Annotated in this window: 18 protein-coding genes and 1 riboswitch; of the genes, 5 read left to right on the forward strand and 13 right to left on the reverse strand. The window is 46.2% G+C overall.

The features are described from left to right. Nucleotides 1–143: 143 nt before the first annotated feature. A complete protein-coding gene (locus ABIX36_RS02235) occupies nucleotides 144–1,685 on the forward strand; it encodes an aldehyde dehydrogenase family protein (protein WP_348080533.1) in 1,542 nt (513 codons plus the stop codon). A 24-nt stretch (nucleotides 1,686–1,709) separates the two neighbouring features. Beyond that, nucleotides 1,710–3,356 carry a S8 family serine peptidase gene (locus ABIX36_RS02240; RefSeq protein ID WP_348080534.1) on the forward strand — a complete coding sequence of 549 codons (1,647 nt, stop codon included), beginning with the start codon at nucleotides 1,710–1,712 and terminating at the stop codon, nucleotides 3,354–3,356. An 85-nt stretch (nucleotides 3,357–3,441) separates the two neighbouring features. Here the strand turns inward: ABIX36_RS02240 and ABIX36_RS02245 are convergent, their stop codons facing one another. The 7 genes from ABIX36_RS02245 to murQ form a co-directional block, all read right to left on the reverse strand. Next, nucleotides 3,442–4,260 carry a TylF/MycF/NovP-related O-methyltransferase gene (locus ABIX36_RS02245; protein WP_348080535.1) on the reverse strand — a complete coding sequence of 273 codons (819 nt, stop codon included), beginning with the start codon at nucleotides 4,258–4,260 and terminating at the stop codon, nucleotides 3,442–3,444. A gap of 25 nt (nucleotides 4,261–4,285) precedes the next feature. Further along, nucleotides 4,286–5,242: a methylenetetrahydrofolate reductase [NAD(P)H] gene (gene metF, locus ABIX36_RS02250; RefSeq protein WP_348080536.1), complete on the reverse strand. Its 957-nt coding sequence runs from the start codon at nucleotides 5,240–5,242 to the stop codon at nucleotides 4,286–4,288. Nucleotides 5,243–5,368: 126 nt separating this feature from the next. Further along, nucleotides 5,369–9,088 carry a methionine synthase gene (gene metH, locus ABIX36_RS02255; protein WP_348080537.1) on the reverse strand — a complete coding sequence of 1,240 codons (3,720 nt, stop codon included), beginning with the start codon at nucleotides 9,086–9,088 and terminating at the stop codon, nucleotides 5,369–5,371. 266 nt (nucleotides 9,089–9,354) lie between these two features. Then, nucleotides 9,355–9,464, reverse strand: a riboswitch (SAM riboswitch). A gap of 677 nt (nucleotides 9,465–10,141) precedes the next feature. Next, on the reverse strand, nucleotides 10,142–10,876 hold the full coding sequence (locus ABIX36_RS02260) for a Bax inhibitor-1/YccA family protein (RefSeq protein WP_348080538.1): 735 nt from the start codon (nucleotides 10,874–10,876) through the stop codon (nucleotides 10,142–10,144). Nucleotides 10,877–10,990: 114 nt separating this feature from the next. Next, nucleotides 10,991–11,557 carry a hypothetical protein gene (locus tag ABIX36_RS02265; protein ID WP_348080539.1) on the reverse strand — a complete coding sequence of 189 codons (567 nt, stop codon included), beginning with the start codon at nucleotides 11,555–11,557 and terminating at the stop codon, nucleotides 10,991–10,993. A gap of 12 nt (nucleotides 11,558–11,569) precedes the next feature. Next, nucleotides 11,570–12,220 carry a DUF4240 domain-containing protein gene (locus tag ABIX36_RS02270; protein WP_348080540.1) on the reverse strand — a complete coding sequence of 217 codons (651 nt, stop codon included), beginning with the start codon at nucleotides 12,218–12,220 and terminating at the stop codon, nucleotides 11,570–11,572. A 6-nt stretch (nucleotides 12,221–12,226) separates the two neighbouring features. Continuing rightward, complete coding sequence (murQ, locus tag ABIX36_RS02275; protein ID WP_348080541.1) at nucleotides 12,227–13,036, reverse strand: N-acetylmuramic acid 6-phosphate etherase; 810 nt, start codon at nucleotides 13,034–13,036, stop codon at nucleotides 12,227–12,229. Between the two features lie 225 nt (nucleotides 13,037–13,261). Between murQ and ABIX36_RS02280 the strand changes: the two genes are divergently transcribed. After that, nucleotides 13,262–14,848, forward strand: coding sequence for a S41 family peptidase (locus tag ABIX36_RS02280; RefSeq protein ID WP_348080542.1), 1,587 nt, complete (start codon nucleotides 13,262–13,264; stop codon nucleotides 14,846–14,848). On the opposite strand, the gene ABIX36_RS02285 is transcribed toward ABIX36_RS02280, so the two are convergent. Continuing rightward, nucleotides 14,843–16,567 carry a glycoside hydrolase family 3 N-terminal domain-containing protein gene (locus ABIX36_RS02285; protein WP_348080543.1) on the reverse strand — a complete coding sequence of 575 codons (1,725 nt, stop codon included), beginning with the start codon at nucleotides 16,565–16,567 and terminating at the stop codon, nucleotides 14,843–14,845. The two genes, ABIX36_RS02280 and ABIX36_RS02285, sit on opposite strands and share 6 nt — an antisense overlap. 348 nt (nucleotides 16,568–16,915) lie before the next feature. On the opposite strand from ABIX36_RS02285, the gene ABIX36_RS02290 reads away from it, so the two are divergent. Next, nucleotides 16,916–17,608: a porin family protein gene (locus ABIX36_RS02290; protein ID WP_348080544.1), complete on the forward strand. Its 693-nt coding sequence runs from the start codon at nucleotides 16,916–16,918 to the stop codon at nucleotides 17,606–17,608. 60 nt (nucleotides 17,609–17,668) lie between these two features. Here the strand turns inward: ABIX36_RS02290 and ABIX36_RS02295 are convergent, their stop codons facing one another. The 4 genes from ABIX36_RS02295 to ABIX36_RS02310 form a co-directional block, all read right to left on the reverse strand. Beyond that, nucleotides 17,669–18,472, reverse strand: a complete 804-nt coding sequence (locus ABIX36_RS02295) for a DUF5672 family protein (RefSeq protein WP_348080545.1) — start codon at nucleotides 18,470–18,472, stop codon at nucleotides 17,669–17,671. A 24-nt stretch (nucleotides 18,473–18,496) separates the two neighbouring features. Next, the gene (locus tag ABIX36_RS02300) at nucleotides 18,497–20,326 is read right to left on the reverse strand and encodes an ABC transporter ATP-binding protein (RefSeq protein ID WP_348080546.1); all 1,830 of its coding nucleotides are present in this window, start codon (nucleotides 20,324–20,326) and stop codon (nucleotides 18,497–18,499) included. 61 nt (nucleotides 20,327–20,387) lie between these two features. Further along, nucleotides 20,388–21,524, reverse strand: a complete 1,137-nt coding sequence (locus ABIX36_RS02305) for a glycosyltransferase family 9 protein (protein ID WP_348080547.1) — start codon at nucleotides 21,522–21,524, stop codon at nucleotides 20,388–20,390. Nucleotides 21,525–21,527: 3 nt separating this feature from the next. Next, nucleotides 21,528–22,253, reverse strand: coding sequence for a glycosyltransferase family 2 protein (locus tag ABIX36_RS02310; protein WP_348080548.1), 726 nt, complete (start codon nucleotides 22,251–22,253; stop codon nucleotides 21,528–21,530). A 68-nt stretch (nucleotides 22,254–22,321) separates the two neighbouring features. Here ABIX36_RS02310 and ABIX36_RS02315 point away from each other — a divergent pair, with 68 nt between their 5' ends. Further along, a complete protein-coding gene (locus tag ABIX36_RS02315; protein WP_348080549.1) occupies nucleotides 22,322–23,044 on the forward strand; it encodes a glycosyltransferase family 2 protein in 723 nt (240 codons plus the stop codon). Nucleotides 23,045–23,048: 4 nt separating this feature from the next. On the opposite strand, the gene ABIX36_RS02320 is transcribed toward ABIX36_RS02315, so the two are convergent. Continuing rightward, entirely contained in the window at nucleotides 23,049–24,107 is a 1,059-nt protein-coding gene (locus ABIX36_RS02320) for a glycosyltransferase family 1 protein (RefSeq protein ID WP_348080550.1), read from the reverse strand. Nucleotides 24,108–24,130 lie beyond the last annotated feature (23 nt).

Below are 24,130 nucleotides of genomic sequence, written 5' to 3' on the forward strand. Positions count from 1 at the left end.
AACAAATAAGTTTTCAACATACACACATTCTCAACACCCTTTTATACAAGTGCCTGATAATAAATAGGAAGCATTTGAGTAGGTGGGCTGCGGGTTGATTTAATTTGCCCTAAAGATTTTTACCTTTGACAAAAGTAACAATTATGAGCTTAGTAATTTCTGATATCCTAAATCATTTACATATAAACGACATAAATGAGGCCTTTAGTACCGGAAGCAACTGGGGCAGCAGCGCTGATACTGAGGTAAAAGACATTTTTTCGCCTACCGATGGAAAAAAGATCGCCTCGGTAAAATTTGCTACCGCGGCCGACTATGACCACGTTGTAAAGACGGCCGCGAAAGCCTTTAAAACCTGGCGCACCCTACCCGCCCCCAAGCGTGGAGAAATTGTAAGGCAGATAGGCGAACAGCTGCGTGCTAACAAAAAAGAGCTGGGCGCTTTGGTATCTTACGAGATGGGCAAAAGCCTGCAGGAAGGCTACGGCGAGGTGCAGGAAATGATAGATATCTGCGATTTCGCGGTGGGATTGAGCCGGCAGCTATACGGGCTCACCATGCACAGCGAACGCCCCGAGCACCGCATGTACGAGCAGTATCACCCACTTGGGATTATAGGCGTAATATCGGCCTTTAACTTCCCGGTTGCTGTTTGGGCCTGGAATGCCATGCTGGCCTGGGTTTGCGGCGATGTATGCATCTGGAAACCATCCGAAAAAACACCATTAACAGCCATTGCCTGCCAGCACATTGCGCAAGCAGTTTTTAAAGCAAATAATATTGAAGAAGGCGTAAGCTGCCTGGTTGTAGGCGACCGTGAGGTTGGCGAATTGATGGCTAACGATACCCGCGTACCGCTGGTATCTGCAACCGGTTCTACCCGTATGGGTAAAGCCGTGAGCGCAGCAGTTGGCGCGCGTTTAGGCAAAAGCCTGCTGGAGCTTGGCGGCAATAACGCCATTATTATTACGGAGAATGCCGACTTGGATATGTCGCTTATTGGGGCGGTATTTGGCGCGGTAGGTACTGCCGGGCAACGCTGTACCAGTACGCGCAGGTTAATCATCCACGAGAACGTTTACGAGGCATTTAAACAGAAACTCGCAAGCGCCTACGCGCAAATAAAAATTGGCGACCCACTGGATGAGAACAATCATATGGGGCCACTGATAGACGTGGACGCAGTTACTTTATACTTAGCCTCGATAGAAAAATGTAAAGCCGAGGGCGGTAAATTTGTGGTAGAAGGCGGCAAGCTGGAAGGTGGCGCTTACACATCGGGCTGCTACGTAAAACCCTGCATTGCCGAGGTAGAGAACCATTACCATATTGTACAGCATGAAACCTTTGCACCGATATTATATCTCATCAAATACAAAACCATAGAAGAGGCTATTGAACTTCAAAACGGGGTTCCGCAGGGCCTTTCATCAGCCATCATGACCAACAACCTGCGCGAAGCTGAAACATTTTTATCTTACGCGGGTTCTGATTGCGGTATTGCCAACGTAAACATCGGCACATCCGGGGCAGAAATTGGCGGCGCGTTTGGCGGAGAGAAAGAAACCGGCGGCGGTCGCGAATCTGGTTCAGATGCCTGGAAAGTGTACATGAGGCGCCAAACCAATACTATTAACTACTCAAAAACGTTGCCTTTAGCACAAGGGATCAAATTCGACCTTTAACATTTTAAAACCAGTATTTTCTATATGCACAAATTTGGTAAAATTTTTTCGGGCGCGGTTCTGTGCAGCGCTGTATTATTCAGTTATAACGGCTTCGCGCAGATAACTCCTGTTGCTACGCCTGAACCGCCAAAGGCCTGGCACCTGATGGACCTTAAAACCGATGGCTTTTTCGGCATCAGTGCTAAACAAGCTTACCTGTTCGTTACCGGTAAAAAAAGCAAACAAGTGGTAGTTGCCACTATAGATAGCGGCATTGATACCGCCCAAAACGACCTGAAACCTGTCCTTTGGACCAACACCAAAGAGATCCCTGGCAATGGGATAGATGATGACCATAACGGCTATGTAGACGATATACACGGCTGGGACTTCCTGGGCGGCCCCGGCGGCAAATGCGATTTTACCGAAACTACCGAAGAAGTACGCGAATACAATAAGCTGAAAGGCAAATATGGTACTGTAGTAAGCGCCCCCAAGGGCAGCGAAAAAGAATTTGCTTACTGGGAAAAGGTAAAGCTTACTTTTGAAACTACCGTAAAAAAATCTAAAGGAGAAATTGAGCAATTGCAGCCTGCCATGAACGCCTTAATGGCTACCAGCGGCTACATCAAACGCGCGCTGAATTTAAAAACAGATGCATCTTTCACCGTTAAAGACCTGGCGAGGATAAAAGCCAGCAACGATACGCTGAACCAGAGCAAATACGTTTGGCAATCAGTTTTTGACCAGGAAGGCGGAGGCGCCACCAATGCCAAGATCATAGCCGACCTGAGCGAGTACCTTGCTAAACTTAACAACGATGTTAACCCCGACCTGGATGCCCGCAAACGCATTGTAGGTGATAACCCGGATGTACAGGACGGCAAGCCTTACGGGAACGCTATTCTCAAATTCGCCGATGCATCGCATGGTACGGGCGTAGCCGGCCTGATAGGCGCCGTACGCAACAACGGCTATGGCATTAATGGCGTAGCTGATAATGTGCGGATAATGGCCATTAAAGCCGTGCCAAATGGCGACGAATATGATAAAGACATTGCTAACGCGATACGTTACGCGGTTGATAACGGCGCGCAGGTGATCAACATGAGCTTTGGCAAAAAATTATCGCCGCATAAGGATTGGGTGGATGCTGCCTTTAAATACGCGGCATCAAAAGATGTGTTGCTGATACAGGCATCGGGTAACGATAACCTGGATATGGATACCAAACCCGAATTCCCGAACGATATGTTTGCTGATGGCTCGGGCCTGGATGCCGATAACCTGATCAGCGTAGGCGCATCAGGTGCAAGGCTTGATGAAAACCTCGCCGGCAGCTTTAGCAACTATGGTAAAAAGAATGTGGATGTGTTTGCACCGGGCGTAAAGGTAACTTCATTAGATATGGACGCAGAGTTTAATACTGCCGACGGTACCAGCTTTGCTTCGCCAATTACTGCCGGCGTTGCGGCGCTTGTTCTGGAGTACTATCCAACACTTAGCGCGAAACAGGTAAAGCAAGTAATACTGGAATCGGCCACACCACTACAAGGCACCATGGTGCTTAAACCGGGCGAAAAAGAGAAAGTTGATTTCACCACCTTATCTAAAACCGGCGGCGTGGTAAATGCCTATAAAGCATTGCTCGCCGCATCAAAATTAAAAGGGGAAAGAGCGGGTATATAATTGCCGCTGCTGCTGAATAAGTAATGCAAGAAGCCTGTGCTAATGAAGTGCCGGCTTTTTGCATTAATAAATGTGAATAGCGTGTTTAAACCTTGCGAATAATGCAACTGCCCGATTTATCCGGTATCGGGATCACAAATTCGGGCTTATCTTTAAAGTATTCGTCGATGGCTTCCTTAGCGCTCGGCCAAAACAAACTGCTATAATCATGCATAATAAGGAAGCCGCCCTTTTTTAGTCGCGGGTAAAAGTACTCCAACGCAGCCTTAAACGGCGCGCCAAGGTCGCAATCGATATGCACTAATGATAAGCCTTCCAGCTCGTTTATTTGCTGCAGCGAATTGGGGAAGAAACCTTGCACATACACGGTATTATCGGTGCCAACCAATTCTTTTACACTGTTAAGCGATGTGCCCGAAAAGTCTTGTTTAAATCGCGTTTCGGCGTTTCCTTCAAAGTCGCGGTCATCAAAACCCTCAAAGGTATCAAAGAGGTAACATTGGCTATTAATGAGCCTGGCAAATTTGGCCAGCAAGAATGCGGAATTACCTTTGAATACACCCAGCTCGGCAATATCACCAGTGATGCCCTCTTCCAGCAATTGGTCTATACAAAGGTTCAGGCCAAAAAAACGGGCGAGGTCGCCCGCGTTGTTTTCGTAAAAGCCGCTCGTCCATTTGCTGATATCTTTATAATCAAAAAAGTTTTGCTGCGTTTGATAAAGCTTTAAGTTGGCAGCATACTTATCTGGTAAAAACTGGATATATTGCTTTTGCAACTCGTTATGAGGCTCATAATTCACTAAATGCCGATTGGCTTCCTGCTTTTTTAGCAGGTAAGCAACAATGCGATTATTCATCACATTATGCTTTATGCCGAGCAATTTAAATAGGAACGTGAGCATATTGATAGATTTATTTGCGTAATGGCTAAAATATCGCTTCCGCTATCCGTTTTGTTGGGCCGGGGTTACCCATGGTGTAAAAATGCAGTACCGGCGCACCAAATTTCATCAGCTCTTTACACTGGTTTATCATCCATTCTATACCAATATCTTTCACGTTCTTTTCTTCCTTGCAATCATGGATGGCGTCACTTAGTCCCTCCGGGATATCGATGTGGAAGGTTTTAGAAAGGTTCACCAATTGCTTGGATGTGGTGATCGGCTTCAAGCCCGGAATGATAGGCACGTTAATACCGTTTGCGCGGCAGCTGTTTACAAAATCGAAATACTTTTGGTTATCAAAGAACATCTGGGTTACAATGAACCCGGCACCCATATCAACCTTCTGCTTTAGGTATTTAAAATCGGTCTTCAGGTTCGGGGCTTCAAAGTGTTTCTCGGGATAGCCGGCAACGCCAATGCAGAAATCGGATTTTAGGACACCCTCGTGGTTCTCGTGCAGGTAAATACCCTTATTCATATTAGTTACCTGTTGCAGCAGATCGGTGGCGTAGCAATGTCCATTGGGCGTGGGAATAAAGGATGCATCTCCCCTGCGTGCATCACCACGAAGCACCAATACGTTTTCGATGCCAAGGAATTGCAGGTCGATAAGGCCGTTCTCGGTTTCATCTTTGGTAAAACCACCGCACAGCAAATGCGGAACGGTATCTACCTTATACTTATTCATAATAGCCGCGCAAATGGCAATGGTGCCGGGGCGCTTGCGGTAAGCCAGTTTCTCCAGCAAGCCGGTTTCGTGCTGTTTATAAATGTAATCCTCGCGCAGCGATGTGACATCAATAAACGGCGGCTTAAACTCCATCAAGGGGTCTATAGCGTTGTAAATCCCCTGGATGCTCTCGCCCTTTAAAGGCGGGATAAGTTCAAAAGAGAATAAGGTTTTGCCGTTTGCGTTGGCAATGTGTTCGGTAATTTTCATTTTAGTTTCTCTCTACACGTCATTGCGAGGTACGAAGCAATCTCTGAACTTTGCATAGTGGACATGCTTATCGGGAGATTGCTTCGTACCTCGCAATGACGCGCGTTTATTTTATTTAGCGTCGTATCAATAGTTAATATTCGGTCCCAACCAACGTTCTACCTCTTCTAAAGGAAGGTTTTTACGAATCGCGTAATCCTCCACCTGGTCTTTACTGATCTTACCCAGTCCAAAATACCTTGCCTGCGGATGCGCGAAATAGAACCCGCTTACCGATGCCGCCGGCATCATGGCCAGGCTTTCGGTGAGTTGCATATGGGCGTTATCCTCTGCTTTCAGTATTTCAAAAAGAGTGGTTTTCTCGGTATGGTCCGGGCAGGCGGGATAACCCGGTGCCGGGCGGATCCCCTGGTATTCTTCTTTGATCAATTCGTCGGTATCCAGGTGCTCGCCCTTGCTATAGCCCCAGTATTCTTTACGCACCAGTTCGTGCATTTTTTCTGCGAAGGCTTCTGCAAGGCGATCGGCAATGGCTTTGGCCATAATGCTGTTATAATCGTCGTGGTCGGCCTCAAATTCGGCAACCAGTTCATCGCAGCCAATGCCGGTTGTTACAGCAAAGCCACCCCAGTAATCGGGCACCCCGCTTTCCTTAGGGGCAATAAAATCCGACAACGCATAGTACGGCTCGTTCTTCGCCTTTTCTGCCTGCTGCCGCAGCGTATGGATGCGGGTAAGCAAGGTTGTGCGCGTGTCGTCAGTATAGATCTCAATATCATCGCCAACGCTGTTTGCCGGCCAAAAACCGATAACACCATTGGCGGTGAGTAGCTTGTTATTAACCACGCGTTTTAACAATGCCTGCGCGTCATCGTAAAGCTTTTTAGCTTCGGTGCCCACGTATTTATCATTAAAGATCTTTGGATAGCTGCCGCGCAGTTCCCAGGTGTGAAAGAATGGCGTCCAATCAATATAAGGCACCAGCTCCTCCAGCGGGTAAGCTTCAAAAACTTTGGTACCGAGCAGGGTTGGTTTAACCGCAACATCGCCATCCAGGCTGATCTGAAATTTACCGGCGCGTGCTTCTTTTATGCTAATAAAGCGCTTATCGTTCTTTTTATTAGCGTGTGCCTCACGGGCTTTGGCGTATTCCTCTTTTATGCCATTAATGTACGCATCGCGGTTATCGCGGTTCATCAAACTGCTGCAAACCGTTACGCTGCGCGATGCATCCAGCACGTGGATGGCCGCACCCGAATAATGGGGTGCAACCTTCACAGCCGCATGGATACGCGATGTGGTTGCCCCGCCAATGATTAACGGAATAGTAAATTCCTGGCGCTCCATTTCCTTGGCAAAATGTACCATCTCATCCAGCGATGGGGTGATCAAGCCGCTAAGGCCAATGATATCTACATCATGCTTTTTAGCTTCTTCTATAATACGCTGGGCAGGCACCATCACCCCAAGGTCTATCACTTCGAAGTTATTACAGGCCAGTACCACGCCAACAATGTTTTTGCCGATATCGTGTACATCGCCCTTTACGGTGGCCATTAAAACTTTGCCTGCATTAGCGCGGCTTCCGCTGCTATCTTCACCGGCATCAATCACACGTTGTTTTTCCAATTCGATAAAGGGCAGCAGGTAAGCCACGGCCTTCTTCATCACACGGGCCGATTTTACCACCTGTGGCAGAAACATTTTGCCGGCGCCAAACAAGTCGCCCACTACGTTCATGCCGTCCATCAGAGGACCTTCAATTACTTCCAGTGGCTTGGCAAATTTTTGCCTGGCCTCTTCCACGTCCTCGTCCAGATATTCGATAATGCCTTTTACCAGGGCATGCGATAAGCGTTGCTCTACCGGGTTCTTACGCCATTCCTCATCACGGACGATCTCCTTACCTTTCGATTTGATGGTATCGGCAAACTCCACCAAACGCTCGGTGGCGTCATCGCGGCGGTTGAGCAGTACGTCTTCAACAAGTTCTAACAGGTTTTTGGGGATCTGCTCGTAAACTTCCAGCATCCCGGCGTTTACAATACCCATATCCAAACCGGCACCAATAGCATGATAAAGAAATGCCGAGTGCATAGCCTCGCGCACCACGTTATTACCGCGGAACGAAAAGGAAATATTACTTACGCCACCGCTTACTTTAGCGTATGGCAGGTTATTTTTTATCCAGCGGGTAGCCTCAATAAAGTCTACCGCGTAGTTGTTATGTTCTTCTAAACCGGTGGCAACGGTCAGGATGTTCGGGTCAAAAATGATATCCTGCGGCGGGAAGCCGACCTTATCTACCAGGATGCGGTAGCTGCGTTCGCAGATCTCTTTACGCCGTTCTAAGGAATCGGCCTGGCCGGTTTCATCGAATGCCATTACTACCGTGGCAGCACCATAGCTTAATATCTTTTGGGCGTATTCGATAAACTTTTCTTCCCCTTCTTTCAGCGAGATGGAGTTTACGATGCCCTTCCCTTGCAGGCATTTCAAGCCGGCCTCAATAACCGTCCATTTACTGGAATCGATCATGATGGGCAGTTTGGCGATATCGGGCTCAGAGGCAACGAGGTTCAGGAATTTCACCATCACCGCTTCCGAGTCGATCATCCCCTCATCCATGTTGATATCGATCACCTGCGCGCCGCCTTCTACCTGCTGCAGGGCAACGGTTAAGGCAGCCTCGTAATCTTCGGCAAGGATGAGTTTGGAGAACTTTGGTGAACCCGTGATATTGGTACGCTCGCCTATGTTTACAAAGTTTGTTTCGGGTGTAAGGGTAACAGCTTCCAGGCCGCTGAGGCGCAAAAATGGCGCTATCTCCGGCTTTTTACGCGGACTGTGCTTCGCGGCTTTTTCGGCAATGCACCGGATATGGTCCGGCGTGGTACCACAACAACCACCAACAATATTCACCAGCCCGGCTTTTATAAAATCATCAACCTGGTGGGCGGTTTCGTGCGGGGTTTCGTCATAAGCGCCAAATTCATTTGGTAAGCCGGCGTTGGGGTAAGCGGAAATGTACACCCCTGCTTTTTCGGAAAGTTCCTCCAAGTGCGGGCGCATTTCCTTAGCTCCCAAAGCACAATTCAAGCCTACCGAAAGCAGGTTAGCATGACTAATGGAATTCCAGAAAGCCTCCACCGTTTGCCCTGAAAGCGTACGGCCCGAGGCATCGGTAATGGTACCGGAGATCATCACACCGCCGGTATCGCGGAAAGCAAGATAATCTTTGCCAGCCTCTTTACATTCTTTTTTATACCTGTCGATAGCGAACAGCGCCGCTTTGGCATTGAGGGTATCGAAGATGGTTTCTACTAACAGCACATCCGAACCGCCGTCAACCAGACCGCGCACCTGCTCATAATAAGCGTCGGCCAGATCATCAAAAGTAACGGCGCGGTACCCCGGGTCGTTTACGTCTGGCGATAAAGATGCGGTACGGTTTGTTGGACCAACGGCACCAGCCACAAAGCGTGGCTTGTTGGGGTTTTTGGCAGTATATTCATCGGCTACTTCGCGGGCTATGCGGGCACCTTCGTAGCTTAGTTCGTAATCAAGTTCTTCGAGGTGGTAATCGGCAAGAGAGATCTTTTGGGTACTGAAGGTATTGGTTTCGATAATATCCGCCCCGGCATCCAAATATTCGGCATGGATGGCTTTGATCACATCCGGGCGGGTAATATTCAGCAGGTCGTTATTGCCCTTCAAGTCCGATGCATGATCGCGGAAACGTTCGCCGCGGAAATCTTCCTCGGTGAGTTCGTACCGCTGTATCATGGTGCCCATTGCGCCATCAATAACCAGGATGCGTTTTTCTAATTCTTTTCTAATATCCATGTTTGAGATGTGAGATATGAGAATTTAGATGTGAGACTAAAACATAGCCAACCCCAATTCTCATATCTAAATTAAAACTTACCAGTGTGGTATGGAAGAGCGGAAGCTACCTCACATCTCACATCTCACATCTGATATCTCATATCTAAATTATGGCTACTAAGTGTGGTATAGAAAAAGCAGAAGCTGTCTCAAATCTCACATCTAATATCTCAAATCTAAATGTAGCTTATCTCGAAAAGTCAGGGTGTAACTCGTTTGACTTTCGCTTATCTTTCCTAACCGATTTCTCCCGGTTAAGTAGAATGTAGCACCTTGTAAGCACAGGTTGCCAAGACATCGCAGGGTCTAATCCCTCCGCCTTTCTCCATAAGCATTACAAATATGAATATTAATGTTGTAATGTGCAACAGAATATCCGGGGGCGAAAAGAAGTTGCCATAGGGCAATTTGGGAGCCTTACCCTGCCCTCTCCTTTGGAAAGTAATAACCTATCATTAGACAGAATTCATAAAACGTTCCGCTGGAACGTGAAAATCGCTATTATTTTTCTACCCATGAGACGTTCCGATGGAACGACTGCATTTTTCATCCCATCGGGATGTTTTATGGGTAGAAAAGGAGCAAGTCACATCACGTTCCATCGGAACGTTTTATGATCGCCAACCTATCCGTTTATTAGCCCCATTATAAAACGCTTCCATTTGGGCTCTTTTGCCCATTGGCCACCTTTTCTCGGTTTGATTAGGGTTAACATAACTTAACACAATTTCAATAAATATTTTTCAATTATCTAATAATCAATAAATTAAAAAAACGAAGGGTTAACATTTTTGGGGGAATAATCGTGTCACCATAAATCCTAAATCTTTTATTATGAAGCTGCAACTACTATTAATAAATATTGTCTTTGATGGGCTATTGCTCTCCAAAGGAGAGCGTTCTAAATACACCAAGTTAAAGCCCTCTCTATTGGAGAGGATTAGATGAGGCTTTAGCCGAAACAAGAAAAGCCGCGTGACGCGGCTTTTCAAAAATCATTATGAAATACGATTACCTCCGGTTGCCGCCAAATACGCGTAACAACATCAGGAACAGGTTCACAAAATCAAGGTATAGGGTAAGCGCGCCTAAAATGGCCATCTTTTTGGTAGATGCTTCGCCATACTCTAAGCCTGCGCCAATGCGTTTTAGCTTTTGTACATCATAAGCGGTTAAACCAACAAACACAGCTACACCTACGTAACTAATGATCAGATCGAGGCCACTGCTGCCGATAAAGAAGTTAAGAAAGCTCGCTACTATAATACCTATAAGCAGCATGATCATGATAGAGCCGAACTTGGTAAGGTCCTGATGGGTGATGTAGCCGCCTACTGCCATTACACCAAATACGATAGAAGACGTTACAAAAACGCCTGATATGGTACCGATTGAGTAGATCAAAAATATGTAGCTGAGGCTTATACCCATCACCGCCGAAAAAGCGAAGAATAACAGCACCGCAGCAAAATAGCTCAGTTTGTTAAACCCGAAAGAGATAATGAGTACGAAAGCAAGCGGCGCGAACATTACTACGGTACCTAAAAGGTTATTTTTGCCTGTGATATTATTGCGAAGCATACCGCTAAGCTCGGGCACAAAGGCGAACGCGTAAGTACACAAGGCAGAAACGCCAAGGGCCACAAACATCCACATGAATACGTTTGCTATAAATTTACGGGAAGCCTCGGCATTTTCTACGTGGCTAACGTTGTCGTAAACAAAATTTGAAGTTTTAGTTTCCATTTTTTATAGAGAAATTATTTGTACGAATATAATGATTGTTGAAAGGTAACAGCGTTTAAATATTGTAATGTTTAAACGCTGTTTTTACACCGATGTTACAAACGCGGCATCATCTCAATTCAATCTTTTGGTGAGTTGTTCTTCTACTTTTTTAAACAGCTGCACGGGCTTTAACGCCCGCCAGTTCAACTCGTCGAGCTGGCCGCCAAAGTTGATGTAGTAATCGATGTTGCTATTTTTAAATTCTTTGATCACATGGTCCTGGAAGTTGATGCCGGCTATCCAGCCATCCTCCACATCCTGAAACCATTCTTCGTAATAGCTATCGTCGGAATGGTGGAAGTTGAGCACGTTCTCGCCTATCAGTACAAATTTGTTAACGCCCTGATCTATCATCAACTCCAGGATCTCGCGCTTCAGCAGCATAATATCGTTGTTGATAGCATCGTTCCACTCGCCAATAAATTCGATGATGCTGTAGCCCCGGTCGTAATCAACAAAAAGCACCTTCATATACAGCGTGTTAGACCCAAACGAATCCCATTGCGGGTGCAGCAGGTAATTGTATATCTGCTTATCAAACTCAAACTCGTTGTACGTAGTAGCGTAAAAAGGCGAATACTCGTCTTCCGCTGCTATGTAATCATCGCGCCATTTATAATATGGTTCTATCTCGTGCATTTTGCCTCTTTCTCAATTAAACTTTTCCCAAAGTTTTGGATATAATGTTGGCAAGTCCTCCGTTTTCCATTCCTTACCTGTAGTAGCCGGGCCTCCCAAATCATAATTAAGTCCTTTTTTAAATGCAACACTTCTCGGGAATGTATCATCTTCCGTTTTCTTCCCGGTTTTATTCATATATGCTTTTGTGGATACATATAGCAAGCTTTCAAAATCCGGCTCCACGCCTTTTTCAACAACGCCCGCTAAATAATCAGGATTTCTTAACGTTTCTTTAAATGTTTTTTCACCCAAACCAATCAGCCAGAACCTGAAATAAAGATAAGGGTCGTCGGTAACTAACCCTTCAATAATTTTATCAGCAGCCATAACCTTAAAGTCGTTAGCTTCTATAACTTTCTTTTCAAGTATTACTTCAAATTCCACTATTTGCTCCGGAGAGTAAGCCGATAGTTTTTTAGTTATTATTTCATCTTGCTGATGCTTGTCATCACCTGCAATATTATATGAATAATCAATAATCTTCCAAAATCCCTTTTCATCCATTTGATTGCCAACTTTAAATTCGGCTACTGTTTTTGCCGATGCTGGCTTGCCCTTGGGTTGCGAACATCCCATGTTTACAGATAACAGCAAGAGCGCACCAATATGCAAGGCCTTCATTGTTGATTATCGTTTAAAATGAACGTCCACGGCCTTTCTTACACTGCCGTTTTCTTTCAGAAGCTTCGCAGCGGTCTTCTCATCCAGCCCGGTTTCATTCATTACCATGCGGGTGCCGCGGGCTACCAGTTTGTTATTGCTTAACTGCATATCCACCATTTTATTACCCTTTACACGGCCCAGCTGGATCATCACACTTGTGCTCAGCATGTTTAAAACCAGTTTTTGCGCGGTGCCCGCCTTCATCCGGGTGCTGCCGGTAACAAACTCGGGGCCTACCACTACTTCTACCGGGTATTGTGCTTCTGCCGCTACAGGGCTGCCGCTATTGCAAACTATGCAGCCAGTGGCAATATTATGGTCGTTGGCCTTTTGCAGGCCGCCGATAACATAGGGCGTTGTGCCCGATGCCGCTATCCCTACCACCACATCGTTCTCGTTAACGTTAAACTCCATCAGGTCCTTCCAGGCTTGCTGGCGGTCGTCCTCGGCAAATTCAACTGCACGGCGAATAGCGGTATCTCCGCCGGCAATAATGCCCACCACCCAATCGAAGGGTACGCCAAACGTTGGCGGGCATTCTGATGCATCTACCACGCCCAGCCTGCCGCTGGTGCCTGCGCCAATGTAAAACAGGCGCCCGCCAATGCGCATTTTTTCGGTTACGATGGTAGCCAGGTCCTCTATCTGCTCCAGCGCTTCTTCCACAGCCAGGGGCACGGTTTTATCTTCGTTATTGATATTTTGGAGGATCTCTAACAGCGGCATTTTCTCCAGTCCTGTGTATTTAGAATCCTTTTCGGTGGTTATTTCCATTTCGGGCAAAATAATTTTAACAAAATTGAATAAAAAACATCAAAGCAAAGAAGATAGCGGCCCAACGGTTTAAAATAATATCGGCAGGCGGTTTAGATGGGAAAGATTGGCGGAGTCTGTAGAAGCGATAAATACGTACACTATCTTACAAAGGCATTACTAAAGAAGATGATATAAATTATAGGCTATAAAGCTTATTGATTAAATTTGCAAGGCAACCACTACATGAAACAAACTGCGGGCGTTATTTTCCGGACCACCATTCTCATCCTCATCGGGATAATCATCGGCACCATCATTACCAACAATAATTTTGCAGGCCGCCACTTTGGCCTTAATTTTTCGCGCAGCGATGATAAGATCTCCAAAGTACTGGCGCTGGTAAATCAAAACTATGTAGACTCGGTAGATGTAGACAGCATAGCTGGCGTTACCGTAAACGATATGCTGCAAAACCTCGATCCGCATTCGGTATACCTGCCGGCACAACAGGCGCAATCCATCAACGAACGATTGGGCGGCGGCTTTAACGGCATCGGCCTGGAATACCAGATCCTGCGCGACACCCTTTTTGTTACGCAGGTTTACCCCGGTGGCCCCGCTGCAAAGGCAGGCCTCAGCACGGGCGACAGGGTGCTTTTGGTAGATGGCGCGCCATTCTCGGGCACTAAACTCACCCAACCACGCATCAGCAAAACGTTCAGGGGCGAGAAGGATTCGCAGGTGACCCTTAGTGTAGAAAAAAGCAGCGGGTTAAAGAAAGACTACCTCATTAAACGCGGGCGGGTAACGCTCAGCAGCCTCGATGCTTACTTCATATCGGGCACTACGGGTTATATTAAAATAAGCAAGTTTGCTTCTACCACCGATAAGGATTTCAGGGAAGCTCTTACCAATTTAAAGCTGGACGGGATGCAAAAGCTGGTGCTTGATCTGCGCGGCAATGGCGGCGGCTACCTCAACACGGCTACCGCTATGGCCGATGAATTTTTGCCGAAAGATAAACTGATCGTTTATACCAAAGGCGCTCACGAACCACGCACAGATTACTTTGCTACCGATTCGGGCAGTTACGAGCAGGGGAAACTCAACATCATTATTGATGAATACTCAGCCAGCGCGAGTGAAATACTGGCGGGCGCGCTACAGGATCTCGACCGTGCCACCATTGTAGGCCGGCGTTCCTTTGGTAAGGGTTTGGTTCAGCAGCAATTTCCGTTTGGGGATGGCACCGCTATTAACCTTACGGTAGCCAGGTACTATACCCCATCGGGCAGGTCGATACAGAAATCATATAAAAACGGCATCCAGAGTTATCATAACGACCTGGCCAACCGCGTGCGTAAGGGAGAATTATTATCTGCAGGCAACAGCCTTGCCGATAGCGCTTTTGTTGGGGCATCCGCCTATCATACGTCCAACGGACGCAAGGTATTTAGCTCGGGCGGTATTATGCCGGATGTTTTTGTACCTGCCGATACCACCCGCAATACACAGTTATTGGAAGATTTGGCCGATAAGCAATTATTTACCGCCTATGTGATAGATAAGCTGCAGCCGGTACTCAAAAAATTCAATACCGAGAACGACTTTGTAAAGCAGTATAACATTACCGATGCGGATTTTAACGCCTTTATCCAATACTCGGCAAAAAGTTTGGAACAGGTAGACCCGCGGGAATTGCAGCTATCAGCCAACATTATTAAAACCTTGCTTAAAGCCAACACGGCACGTTTTAAATGGGGCAATAACGCTTACTACCGCGTACTGAACGAGTACGATAATACCTTTAAAAAAGCGGTGGAACTATAACTGGTTCATCCCCGTACCGGTTGGGAAGAAAGTATTTACGCTCACAGGGAGTTTACCCGTTGGTTTAATTTGCCCGGTTATGGCTTTTACTGCAGCGCGTTGTAGCGCGTCATCTTTTTGATATCCCACTAAAATAGCACCGCTCTTTTCTATCCCCGGCAGGCCGGCGATGGCATAGGCATTGGCAAAAACACTTATTACCGAATTATTTTTAGCGGCCAACTCGGCAATAAGCAGTTTCACATCGCTGCTGTAATCCAGCTTACTTTGAGGGCGCAGGCGTGTATCGTGGATGCCCACAAACACCTGCTCGTATTGCTTTATCGATTCGAGCATTTTATTTAGGGCTGATAGGGGGGTATCCTTGCCAACCAAAAACAACATGCTGTTTGGATATTTTTTGGAAAGTTCCTGCTGAAAAACAGTTTGCCCGGTTACGCCGATACTCACAATAGCGGTTTTCTTTGTGGTATCTTGTTTAAGCAAACGACTATCGCCTTTTATCAGGGTAATGGCGGCATCGCTTAGTTGCTGTACCAGTTCGGTAGCGGCGGGGCGGTTGAGGTCCCGCAACAAATTTTCGGTTACAATAGGCGTGTAATTGCTTAGTCCGGCCCAGTATTTGGCGGCTAAGATCTTCTTCACCTTGGCCTCAAATTCTTCGGGGGTGATGTGTTTTTTTCGCACTTCCTTGCGGATAAGCTTGGCGGCGTTCTTGGAGTTCTCCGATAGTTCTATCAGGTCCATACCAGCCATAAAGGTTTTCAGGTCGGCCTCGCCGTTGGGGAAGTATTTGGTTACGCCCTTCATCTCCATGGCATCAGACACCACCAGCCCTTTAAACATCAGCGAATCTTTTAATATATCGGTAATGATCGGTCGCGATAAGGTGGACGGCAAGTTTTTGGTGGTATCCAGCGAGGGGATGCTCATGTGGGCTATCATTACGCCGCCGATGCCCGCGTTGATGGCTTCGTGAAAAGGATACATCTCCAGGGAATCCAGCCGTTCGCGTGTAAAGGGCAACAAAGGCAGATCGAAGTGCGAATCTACATTGGTATCGCCATGCCCGGGGAAATGTTTTGCTATCGCGATGAGGCCGGCATCCTGCATCCCCTTAGCATAGGCAATGCCCTTGCGGGCTACATTGTATTTATTATCGCCAAACGAACGGTAATTGATCACCGGATTATTGGGGTTGTTATTCACGTCAAAATCGGGCGCGAAGTTGATCTGCACACCCAGTCTTTTAAAATCGTAGGCTACGGCCTGCCCCATTTTGTAAATAAGGTTATTGTCCTGTATGGCTCCAAGCGCCATCTGGTACGGGTAGGAGATGGTAGAATCCAGTCGCATACCCAGTCCCCATTCTCCATCCATCGCAATGAGCAGGGGGATCCGCGAGATCTGCTGATACTGGTTAACCAGATTGGCCTGCCTGCCCGGCCCGCCCTGGAAAAACACCAGGCCGCCAACGTGCTCTTTTTTGATCACCTTCCCCACCGAATCGGAATAAGCCTGCCCGCGATTGGTATGGGCGCGCACAAAAAACAACTGGCCAATACGCTGCCTGCGGTTCAGTTTATCGTAAACAGAGTCTACCCATCGGTTTTGCTGCGCGAGCGAACTCACGAGGCTCGCCTTTTGGGCGAAGCCGTTCCCGGCTATTAAAACAAGGGCGAAAAAGAGGGTATGGCTAACGTGTTTTTTTAACTGCATTGCGATGGTAAATGTAGCTTAAATCTTAAAAACGGGTAATTGTTTTTTTTGATTGTCAGAATCAGGATTTTCAGAATTTGAGAATGAACAGAATTTAATGTACAGACCTGATAGGTGCTTAGGTTGATTTTCTCTTATTATTCAGAAAATTCTCTAATCCTGTAAATTCTGATTCAGACCTCCTTCTTGTAAAAAAGCCGATACAATTTAAAATCAACATCTATTTTATCACCACCAAAATAAACCTTAACGAAAAAAATCACTCTATGGAGTATAAAAAATCAACATAACCAGTAAGCGGCGCGGGCAACGTATGCCTCAACAGCTTCGATAAACATCAAAAAAAACATGAAAAAATTACTCTTTTTAGCGATAGGCCTGCTCACCATAGCGGCCTCGGTGAATGCGCAGGATGGCCCCCGCCGGTACCCGCGCCGTGTAGTTAGGCGCCTACCACCGCAGCAGCAGTCACACCGTTACCGCCCCGTTGATGATTGGTACAAACCCAAGGTGGGTATTGCCGGTGGTTTAAACATCAGCAACACGGTTGATGCTTACAATGCCGATTTTAGCACCAGCAGCGTTGCAGGCGCGCACATTGGTTTAACATTCGAACTTCCGATAGTTTACCCGCTATCCTTCGCGCCGGAATTTTTATTCTCCCAAAAAGGTTACAAGGCCGAAACACCGGATGGCACCTTCCGCCAGCGCACCAATTTTATCGATATCCCCTTGCTTGCCAAATTACGTGTAACCAAAGGTTTTAATATCGTAGTTGGCCCGCAGCTTACTTTCCAAACATCAACCCGTAATACTTACGATGATGGTTTTAGCACCATATACCGCGATAATTACGACGGCCTGCGCGACAAAAGTTACCTATCGGGCTTAATTGGTGTTGGTTTCGATCTTAACCGCAACGCCGAGCTCCGTTTTCGTTACGCGCTGGACTTTAACCAAAACCGCGGCGACGCAAACTCCAGCATACCCGATTACCGCAACCAGGTTTTCCAGATCGGCTTAGGGTTTAAGTTTCAGTAAAATATGTCATATAAGAATAAAGGGCTGATCGTTTGATGAGCCCTTTATCTTCACGGAGGATTATATATCGTATCCGTAGACCTTAAAGATGCTTCTCCAAAAATCAAGATGCCGATCCCAGGCGTGGCAGCCAAATGGCAATTTATTTTGATTAATGCTTAACCCGCGTTCTGGATGGTTTTCAATAGCAAACGCCATTGCTTCGCGGTAGCCGGGAATTTTAAGCACCTTACGTTTGCGGTTAACTTCTATGCTCCAAAAAACATCCTCATTAAAAAGATGATGGCGCTTGTCGTAGTAGTAAGCGATCTCATCCTTCATGGTTAAAGTAACATCGTAGAACTTCTTTACCCGCCTCAACGAAAAGCCGCCGTTGCCAACTTTATTTTCTATTTGTATTAGCGAGGGAAGCCCGTCGTTACTAACGTTAAAACGGGTGTGCCAATAGCTTAATAGTTTAGATTTTGCAGCTTTTACAATATCAGGATAATCATACTTGTGTATCCACGGGGCGCCAATGTAATCGTACCCTTTATTGCACCAATACTGTAGTTCGTCTTTAAAAACAAAAACATCAAGCTGGTATATCAGCATATAATCGTAATTCAAAAACCGCTGGTAAAACTCGGTAGCCATCACCAAATTATTGTAGCCCTTAGGGTCTTTAAAAAACTTATCGTCAAAAGCTTCTGTTAAAAAAGGTGCTTGGGTAAGTTCCGCAGGCATATCGCCCGATTCTGGCTTAATCACGATAAGTGGATAAGTTGATAAGGTTTTTTTTAACTGATTCAGCGAAACCTGTTCCAGCGGAGATAATGTTTTTTTATGAAAAGGGATAACTATGGCTACTTTAAAGTCGGTCATGAAATTTCAGCTTAGTTTCTTTATTTAATCGGCGTTAAAGGCCTGCATATCAATAAGCTTACGATACAACCCGTTGTTTTGCAATAACTCCTGGTGGCTGCCTTCCTCTATCACCTTACCACCTTCCAGCACAATGATTTTATCGGCGTTCTGAATAGTGCTAAGCCTGTGCGCTATAATCAGCGATGTACGGTTCTTCATCAGGTTATTCAGGGCATCCTGCACCAGTTTTTCCGATTCGGTATCCAGGGCCGAGGTGGCTTCGTCCAGCAGCATAATTGGCGGGTTGTTGAGCACCGCGCGGGCAATACAAATACGCTGCCTTTGCCCGCCGGAGAGCTTAGTGCCCCTATCGCCTACATTGGTTTGGTAGCCGTTATCGGTTTCTAAAATAAAGTTATGGGCATTGGCAATGCGTGCGGCAGCTTCCACTTCTTCGGGCTTCGCATCTTTTTTACCAAAGGCGATGTTATTGTAAATGGTATCGTTAAATAGAAGCGACTCCTGGTTTACCACCCCCATCAAACTGCGTAGCGAATCGGCAGTTACGTATTTTATATCGTGCCCATCAAGTGTAATACATCCTTCCTGCGGGTCCATAAAGCGGGGGATCATATCCATCATGGTAGATTTACCACCGCCCGATGGGCCAACCAATGCCACAGATTTCCCACTCGGGATAGTGATATTTACATTGGATAACACCTGCCGCTCGTTATAGGCGAATGATACATTCTCAAATTTTATTTCGCCTGTAAAATCTTTCAGTACTTCGGCACCCACAATATCGGTTATTAAAGGCTTTTCGTCTATTAGCTCCAACACCCGTTCACCGGCGGCAATACCGGAGTGGATATTACTGAATGAGTCAGACATGGCCTTTGCCGGGCGCATCACCTGCGAGAACAATGCGATGTAAGTAATAAATTCTGGTGCCGATAAGGTCGACGTTTTGTTGAGTACTAAATGCCCGCCATATAATACGATGCCTGCAACCATAGATACCCCAAAAAATTCGGACACAGGCGACGCCAGTTGCTGGCGCCTTGCCATAGCACGGGTGATAGAAGAATACTTTTTATTCTCGTTGTTGAACCTGTCTTTAATAAACTCAACGGCATTAAAAGCCTTGATGATTTTGATGCCGGACAATGCCTCATCCAGGTAGCTCGTCATGTTAGACAAAGTTTGCTGCGATGCGGATGCCTGCTGTTTCAGCCTTTTTACAATACGCGAAATTACCAGTGCCGATATAGGGATAACCAACAGCGAATACACTGTAAGGCCCGGAGAAATGGCAAACAACCAGCAAAGGTAGGCGATTAAGGTTAGCGGTTCTTTAAAAACAACTTGCAGAGTGGCTGTTACCGAGAACTGCACCACCTGCACATCCGATGAAATTTTGGAGATAATATCCCCTTTGCGTTCGTTACTAAAGAAGCCGAGATGCAGGTTCATTACATTACCGAATACGGTTTTGCGCAGGTTTAAAAGTGTATGCACCCGCAGGTTTTCCATAATACGCTGCGAAAGGTATTTAAACAAGTTGCTAAACAGAGCCGACAACACAACCGCTCCGCAAACAAATTGCAAGGCACCCCAGGCACCATACCTATTAATACAATATTGCACATAGTATTTAAACGTGCCCATGATATCCAGGTAAGAAGGATGCACACCCAATGGTTTTACCATGGCTCCACCGGTGCCGGAGAATAATGTTTGCAGTAACGGAGCCAGCAATGCCAGGTTTAGCGTGCTGAATATAATGGCCAGGATAGTGGTTAAAATATAGGGGATAGCAAATTTTTCAATTGGCTTGGCGAAGGAAAGCAGACGGAAGTATGTCTTCATTAAAAATATTATAGAAAATGCAAAGTTAGCGTAATTAACTAATTACCCGTATGCCCCCGTTTTAAGCAGGCAACAACGGCTGCACAGCCTGCCAAGCCGCATCAACCGTAATAACGCTAATGCAGGGGTAACGCTCATCGGCAGCGGTTTGGTATATGCAGTTCCAGTTGCAATAGTAGCAATCGAGCTTTTGATAAACGCAAACAGGGGCGTTTGCAAAATCATCGGGATATGGCACAAACCTATTAAAGTGCCCGCCGCCCGTGAGGCAAACGGATGATGTACCGGTGGCAACCGCCATATGTATAGCGCCGCTATCATTACCTACCAACAATACCGACGCGGCCACTTTTTGCACTAACTGCGGCAAAGTAGTTTTGCCCGTTAGGTTTATGAGCCGTTCGGAATTTACCTGTTGGCAAATAGCATCGTTTACGATCACTTCATCCGGCCCGCCGGCAATGGTGACATTTTCTGCAGAGTTTTGGAGGATAAGTTTAATAAGTGCTACACACTTATCTGTTTCCCAACCTCTCTTTTTTATACCCGCACCGGGGAATATCATGATGCCTGTTTTTGCAGTTTGTTTAACTGGCAACATTGGCCCCTCAATCAAAGTACGCTCGTTCAGCACATTATCGAAAAAGAATTTATTTCGATGAAATTCGTGGTATATAGTCGACGGCAGGGTTAACCTGGTGGTATAAAATTCATCAGTTTTGCACTTATATTTGGCGTCGATGCCTTCTGTATTGCTTTCCCAGCCGAGGCTTTCTTTGGCGGCGGCCATCCCTATAAGTCCGTCGGTAACCAACAAGCGGGTGCTTGATGGATTGAGTATAATCGAATAACCGCGGCGGAACAACACCAGGCCCAATTTAAAAACTGCCGATGGCTGATGATAAAGCTGGTACGGTTTGGTAAAAAAAAACTTGCCGATATATTGCGCATCGTAATCCGTTGTAAGGCTTTCCCATACTTGATTGCCCAGCAGGTCTATTTCGTAATTCCGGTACTTTTCAGATAGTTTTATCTTCCCGATAAAATTACGGAACAGGATGTAATCGCCAATGGCATCCGCCTTTACAATGAGCAAACGCTTGCGCGTTGGGCGAGACCACGCCAGAAAACGGAAAAGATAGGGTAGCTTTAATAAAATGAAACGCGTAAGCCTGAATAAATTCCTGTTTTGCGCCATAGCTTAGTTGGGTAGCTTTTTACCGTACTTTTGGGGAAACAATCCTTCCTTCAGCATCCGAAATTTGAACCGCGCCCAAATTTTAAACCCGTGATATTTCAAGATTAACCTGCCTTTATCGCGGTCGAAAGCGGCATCGGCCCTGGTCATAGATACGCCTGTATCGTTAAAGTTGGCTACCAGCACATCCTCAAATTTAAAGGTGTAATTTTCATCACCCCAGCACTGCATGTTTAGCACATGGTCTGCAGCGATTTTGTAGCGGGTATTAAACCGGTACTTTTTAAACACCGAAGCCGGGTAAATAATGGCCTGGTGGCAAATGGTATCTTTGGCATGCTTGTAGGCATCCACCGGGCCGGGTGTGGGTTTGCCTTTGATGAGCACACGGCCGTAGTAAATGCCTGCATCATCTTTTAGTTGTTTTGCCAGCGCCGAAAAATCTTCGTAAAGTTCGTCATCGGCACCAATAAAATAGATCCAATCGCCGGTTGCGTAACCGAGTGCAATGTTCATAGCATCATATATCCCTTTATCGGGTTCGCTATTCCAAGCGGTTATTTTATCAGCGTTTGCTTTAATAATACTAAGCGTACCATCGGTGCTGCTGCCGTCCTTAATTATAATTTCCAGGTTGGGGTAAGCCTGTTTGTAAATGCTATCCAAACAGGCTTGCAAAACATGTGCTGCATTAAAAGTTACAATAACGACAGAAATTTTCGGCAGCATTTATCTGATATAATTTTTGACAAACAGCTATTTTAGCTTAATATCGTCAAATATAGTTAACCAATTTTATGAATGCTCCACAAAAAACATCTCCCCCATTAAAGCGGCTGTCTATCATTGTGGTTACCTATAATGCTGCTGCAACCCTGCAGGCCTGCCTGGATAGTGTATTTGCGCAAACTTATCCGAATATAGAACTGGTGATCATCGACGGTAACAGCACCGATGGTACGCAGGAGATTTTACAAGAGAACACTTCCCGCATAGCCTTCTGGCAAAGCGAATCCGACCAAGGCATATACGATGCCATGAACAAAGCTTTGCAGCATATTATCGGCGATTGGGTTTATTTTTTAGGTGCCGATGATGAACTGCTGCCGGAATTTTCCGCTTTTGCCGACGAACTTGCGGATAAAAACACCATCTACTACGCCAACGTGATCCATAAAGGGGTAAAACGTGCCGGTAGGGTTAGCCCCTATTATATGGCTAAGGTTGGCATCTATCATCAGTCCATTATTTACCCCGCGACTGTTTTTAAGGATGCCCGGTACGATACCCGCTACCGCGTTTTTGCCGACTGGGCCTTTAACATGCAATGTTTTGGCAAAGGCTTCACCTTCGAATACAAAGACCATATCATAGCCAATTACAGCCACGAAGGTTTATCCTCCCACGCAGTTGATGAGGTATTTAAAAAGGAAAGAGGGGACCTCATTCTTAAAAATTTCGGCATAAAAATATGGTTGCGTTACCGGTTCAGGCTGCTGAAAGAAAAGCTGAGAAATTAGCGCGTTATAAACCCAGGCATTCGTTGTAAAGCGCGAGGTACTGGCGGGCGGTGTTATGCCAGTTAAAGGTTTCGGCATGAGCCATGATACCCGCCTGGATATCTTTTGTCGAATTATATTTTTCCATCCCTGCTGCAAAAACGCTTTGCATGGCCCAGCTTTCAAAACTATCAAAATAAAAGGCAGCGTTGCCGCCAACCTCCGGCAGGGAGGTGTGTGTTGAACAAAACACGGGCTTGCCAAAATGCATGGCTTCTATTACCGGTAAACCAAAACCTTCTGCAATAGATGGGAAAGCAAACGCCAGGCAGTTTTTATAATACCAGGCTTTATCAGCATCGTTAACGGGCCCGGTAATTTTCACCCGGTCTTCGCAATTCCATTTCCGGGCTTCGGCCATAATCTCATCCTTGTACGGCGTTTCGATGCCGGCGATGATCAGTTCATAATCATTGTTATGCAGCAAGGCAGGCAACACGGCAAAATTCTTTTTTGGCGCCACGTGCCCAATGGTAAATATAAATGGCCTCAAAGGCTGGTGCGCCGGCTGATGGTCCTCGGTAACGGTTAGCTTATCAGCACCATTATAGATCACCTGTATCTTGCCCTGTGCTGATGGGAAATGTTTTAAAATATCCTGCGCAACAAAGTTGGATATAGCCACCACCTTATCGCAGGTATCAATATGGCGTGTTAAACGGTCCAGCTTCTTTTTCACTTTCCGGGCTGGCAGTTGTTCGTGCATAAAGTTGATATCGTGCACGGTTAATATCTTTTTGCCTTTAACCCCCTGTGGCCGCAGCCTGCAGTACTGATCGGTAAAATGTACCAGGTCATACTGTCCCCTTGAGGGAAAGAATACCTTGTGAAGTTTGGAAAGGTATTGGATTTTCACCCGGTCTTCGAACTGATAAATAGCACGGCGGTGCAGGTAGTACGTGAGGTCGAACTGCTGATCATTTTCATCCAACAGGCAATCGCCCAAACTTTTGCCAAAGTAGTAGAAGCCCGAGTTGGGATACTTCATAGAATCAAACGTGACCAAAACTGCCGGCTTCTGCATATTGCTTTATGTGGTATGGTTGC

Origin of the sequence: Mucilaginibacter sp., from assembly GCF_039925265.1 — a bacterium.
Classification (GTDB): Bacteria; Bacteroidota; Bacteroidia; order Sphingobacteriales; family Sphingobacteriaceae; genus Mucilaginibacter.

Excerpts from the sequence above, each read along its gene's own strand:
- ABIX36_RS02235 (WP_348080533.1), top strand. The coding sequence starts at position 144 with ATGAGCTTAGTAATTTCTGATATCCTAAATCATTTACATATAAACGAC.
- ABIX36_RS02240 (WP_348080534.1), top strand. The coding sequence starts at position 1,710 with ATGCACAAATTTGGTAAAATTTTTTCGGGCGCGGTTCTGTGCAGCGCT.
- ABIX36_RS02245 (WP_348080535.1), bottom strand. The coding sequence starts at position 4,260 with ATGCTCACGTTCCTATTTAAATTGCTCGGCATAAAGCATAATGTGATG.
- metF (WP_348080536.1), bottom strand. The coding sequence starts at position 5,242 with ATGAAAATTACCGAACACATTGCCAACGCAAACGGCAAAACCTTATTC.
- metH (WP_348080537.1), bottom strand. The coding sequence starts at position 9,088 with ATGGATATTAGAAAAGAATTAGAAAAACGCATCCTGGTTATTGATGGC.
- ABIX36_RS02260 (WP_348080538.1), bottom strand. The coding sequence starts at position 10,876 with ATGGAAACTAAAACTTCAAATTTTGTTTACGACAACGTTAGCCACGTA.
- ABIX36_RS02265 (WP_348080539.1), bottom strand. The coding sequence starts at position 11,557 with ATGCACGAGATAGAACCATATTATAAATGGCGCGATGATTACATAGCA.
- ABIX36_RS02270 (WP_348080540.1), bottom strand. The coding sequence starts at position 12,220 with ATGAAGGCCTTGCATATTGGTGCGCTCTTGCTGTTATCTGTAAACATG.
- murQ (WP_348080541.1), bottom strand. The coding sequence starts at position 13,036 with ATGGAAATAACCACCGAAAAGGATTCTAAATACACAGGACTGGAGAAA.
- ABIX36_RS02280 (WP_348080542.1), top strand. The coding sequence starts at position 13,262 with ATGAAACAAACTGCGGGCGTTATTTTCCGGACCACCATTCTCATCCTC.
- ABIX36_RS02285 (WP_348080543.1), bottom strand. The coding sequence starts at position 16,567 with ATGCAGTTAAAAAAACACGTTAGCCATACCCTCTTTTTCGCCCTTGTT.
- ABIX36_RS02290 (WP_348080544.1), top strand. The coding sequence starts at position 16,916 with ATGAAAAAATTACTCTTTTTAGCGATAGGCCTGCTCACCATAGCGGCC.
- ABIX36_RS02295 (WP_348080545.1), bottom strand. The coding sequence starts at position 18,472 with ATGACCGACTTTAAAGTAGCCATAGTTATCCCTTTTCATAAAAAAACA.
- ABIX36_RS02300 (WP_348080546.1), bottom strand. The coding sequence starts at position 20,326 with ATGAAGACATACTTCCGTCTGCTTTCCTTCGCCAAGCCAATTGAAAAA.
- ABIX36_RS02305 (WP_348080547.1), bottom strand. The coding sequence starts at position 21,524 with ATGGCGCAAAACAGGAATTTATTCAGGCTTACGCGTTTCATTTTATTA.
- ABIX36_RS02310 (WP_348080548.1), bottom strand. The coding sequence starts at position 22,253 with ATGCTGCCGAAAATTTCTGTCGTTATTGTAACTTTTAATGCAGCACAT.
- ABIX36_RS02315 (WP_348080549.1), top strand. The coding sequence starts at position 22,322 with ATGAATGCTCCACAAAAAACATCTCCCCCATTAAAGCGGCTGTCTATC.
- ABIX36_RS02320 (WP_348080550.1), bottom strand. The coding sequence starts at position 24,107 with ATGCAGAAGCCGGCAGTTTTGGTCACGTTTGATTCTATGAAGTATCCC.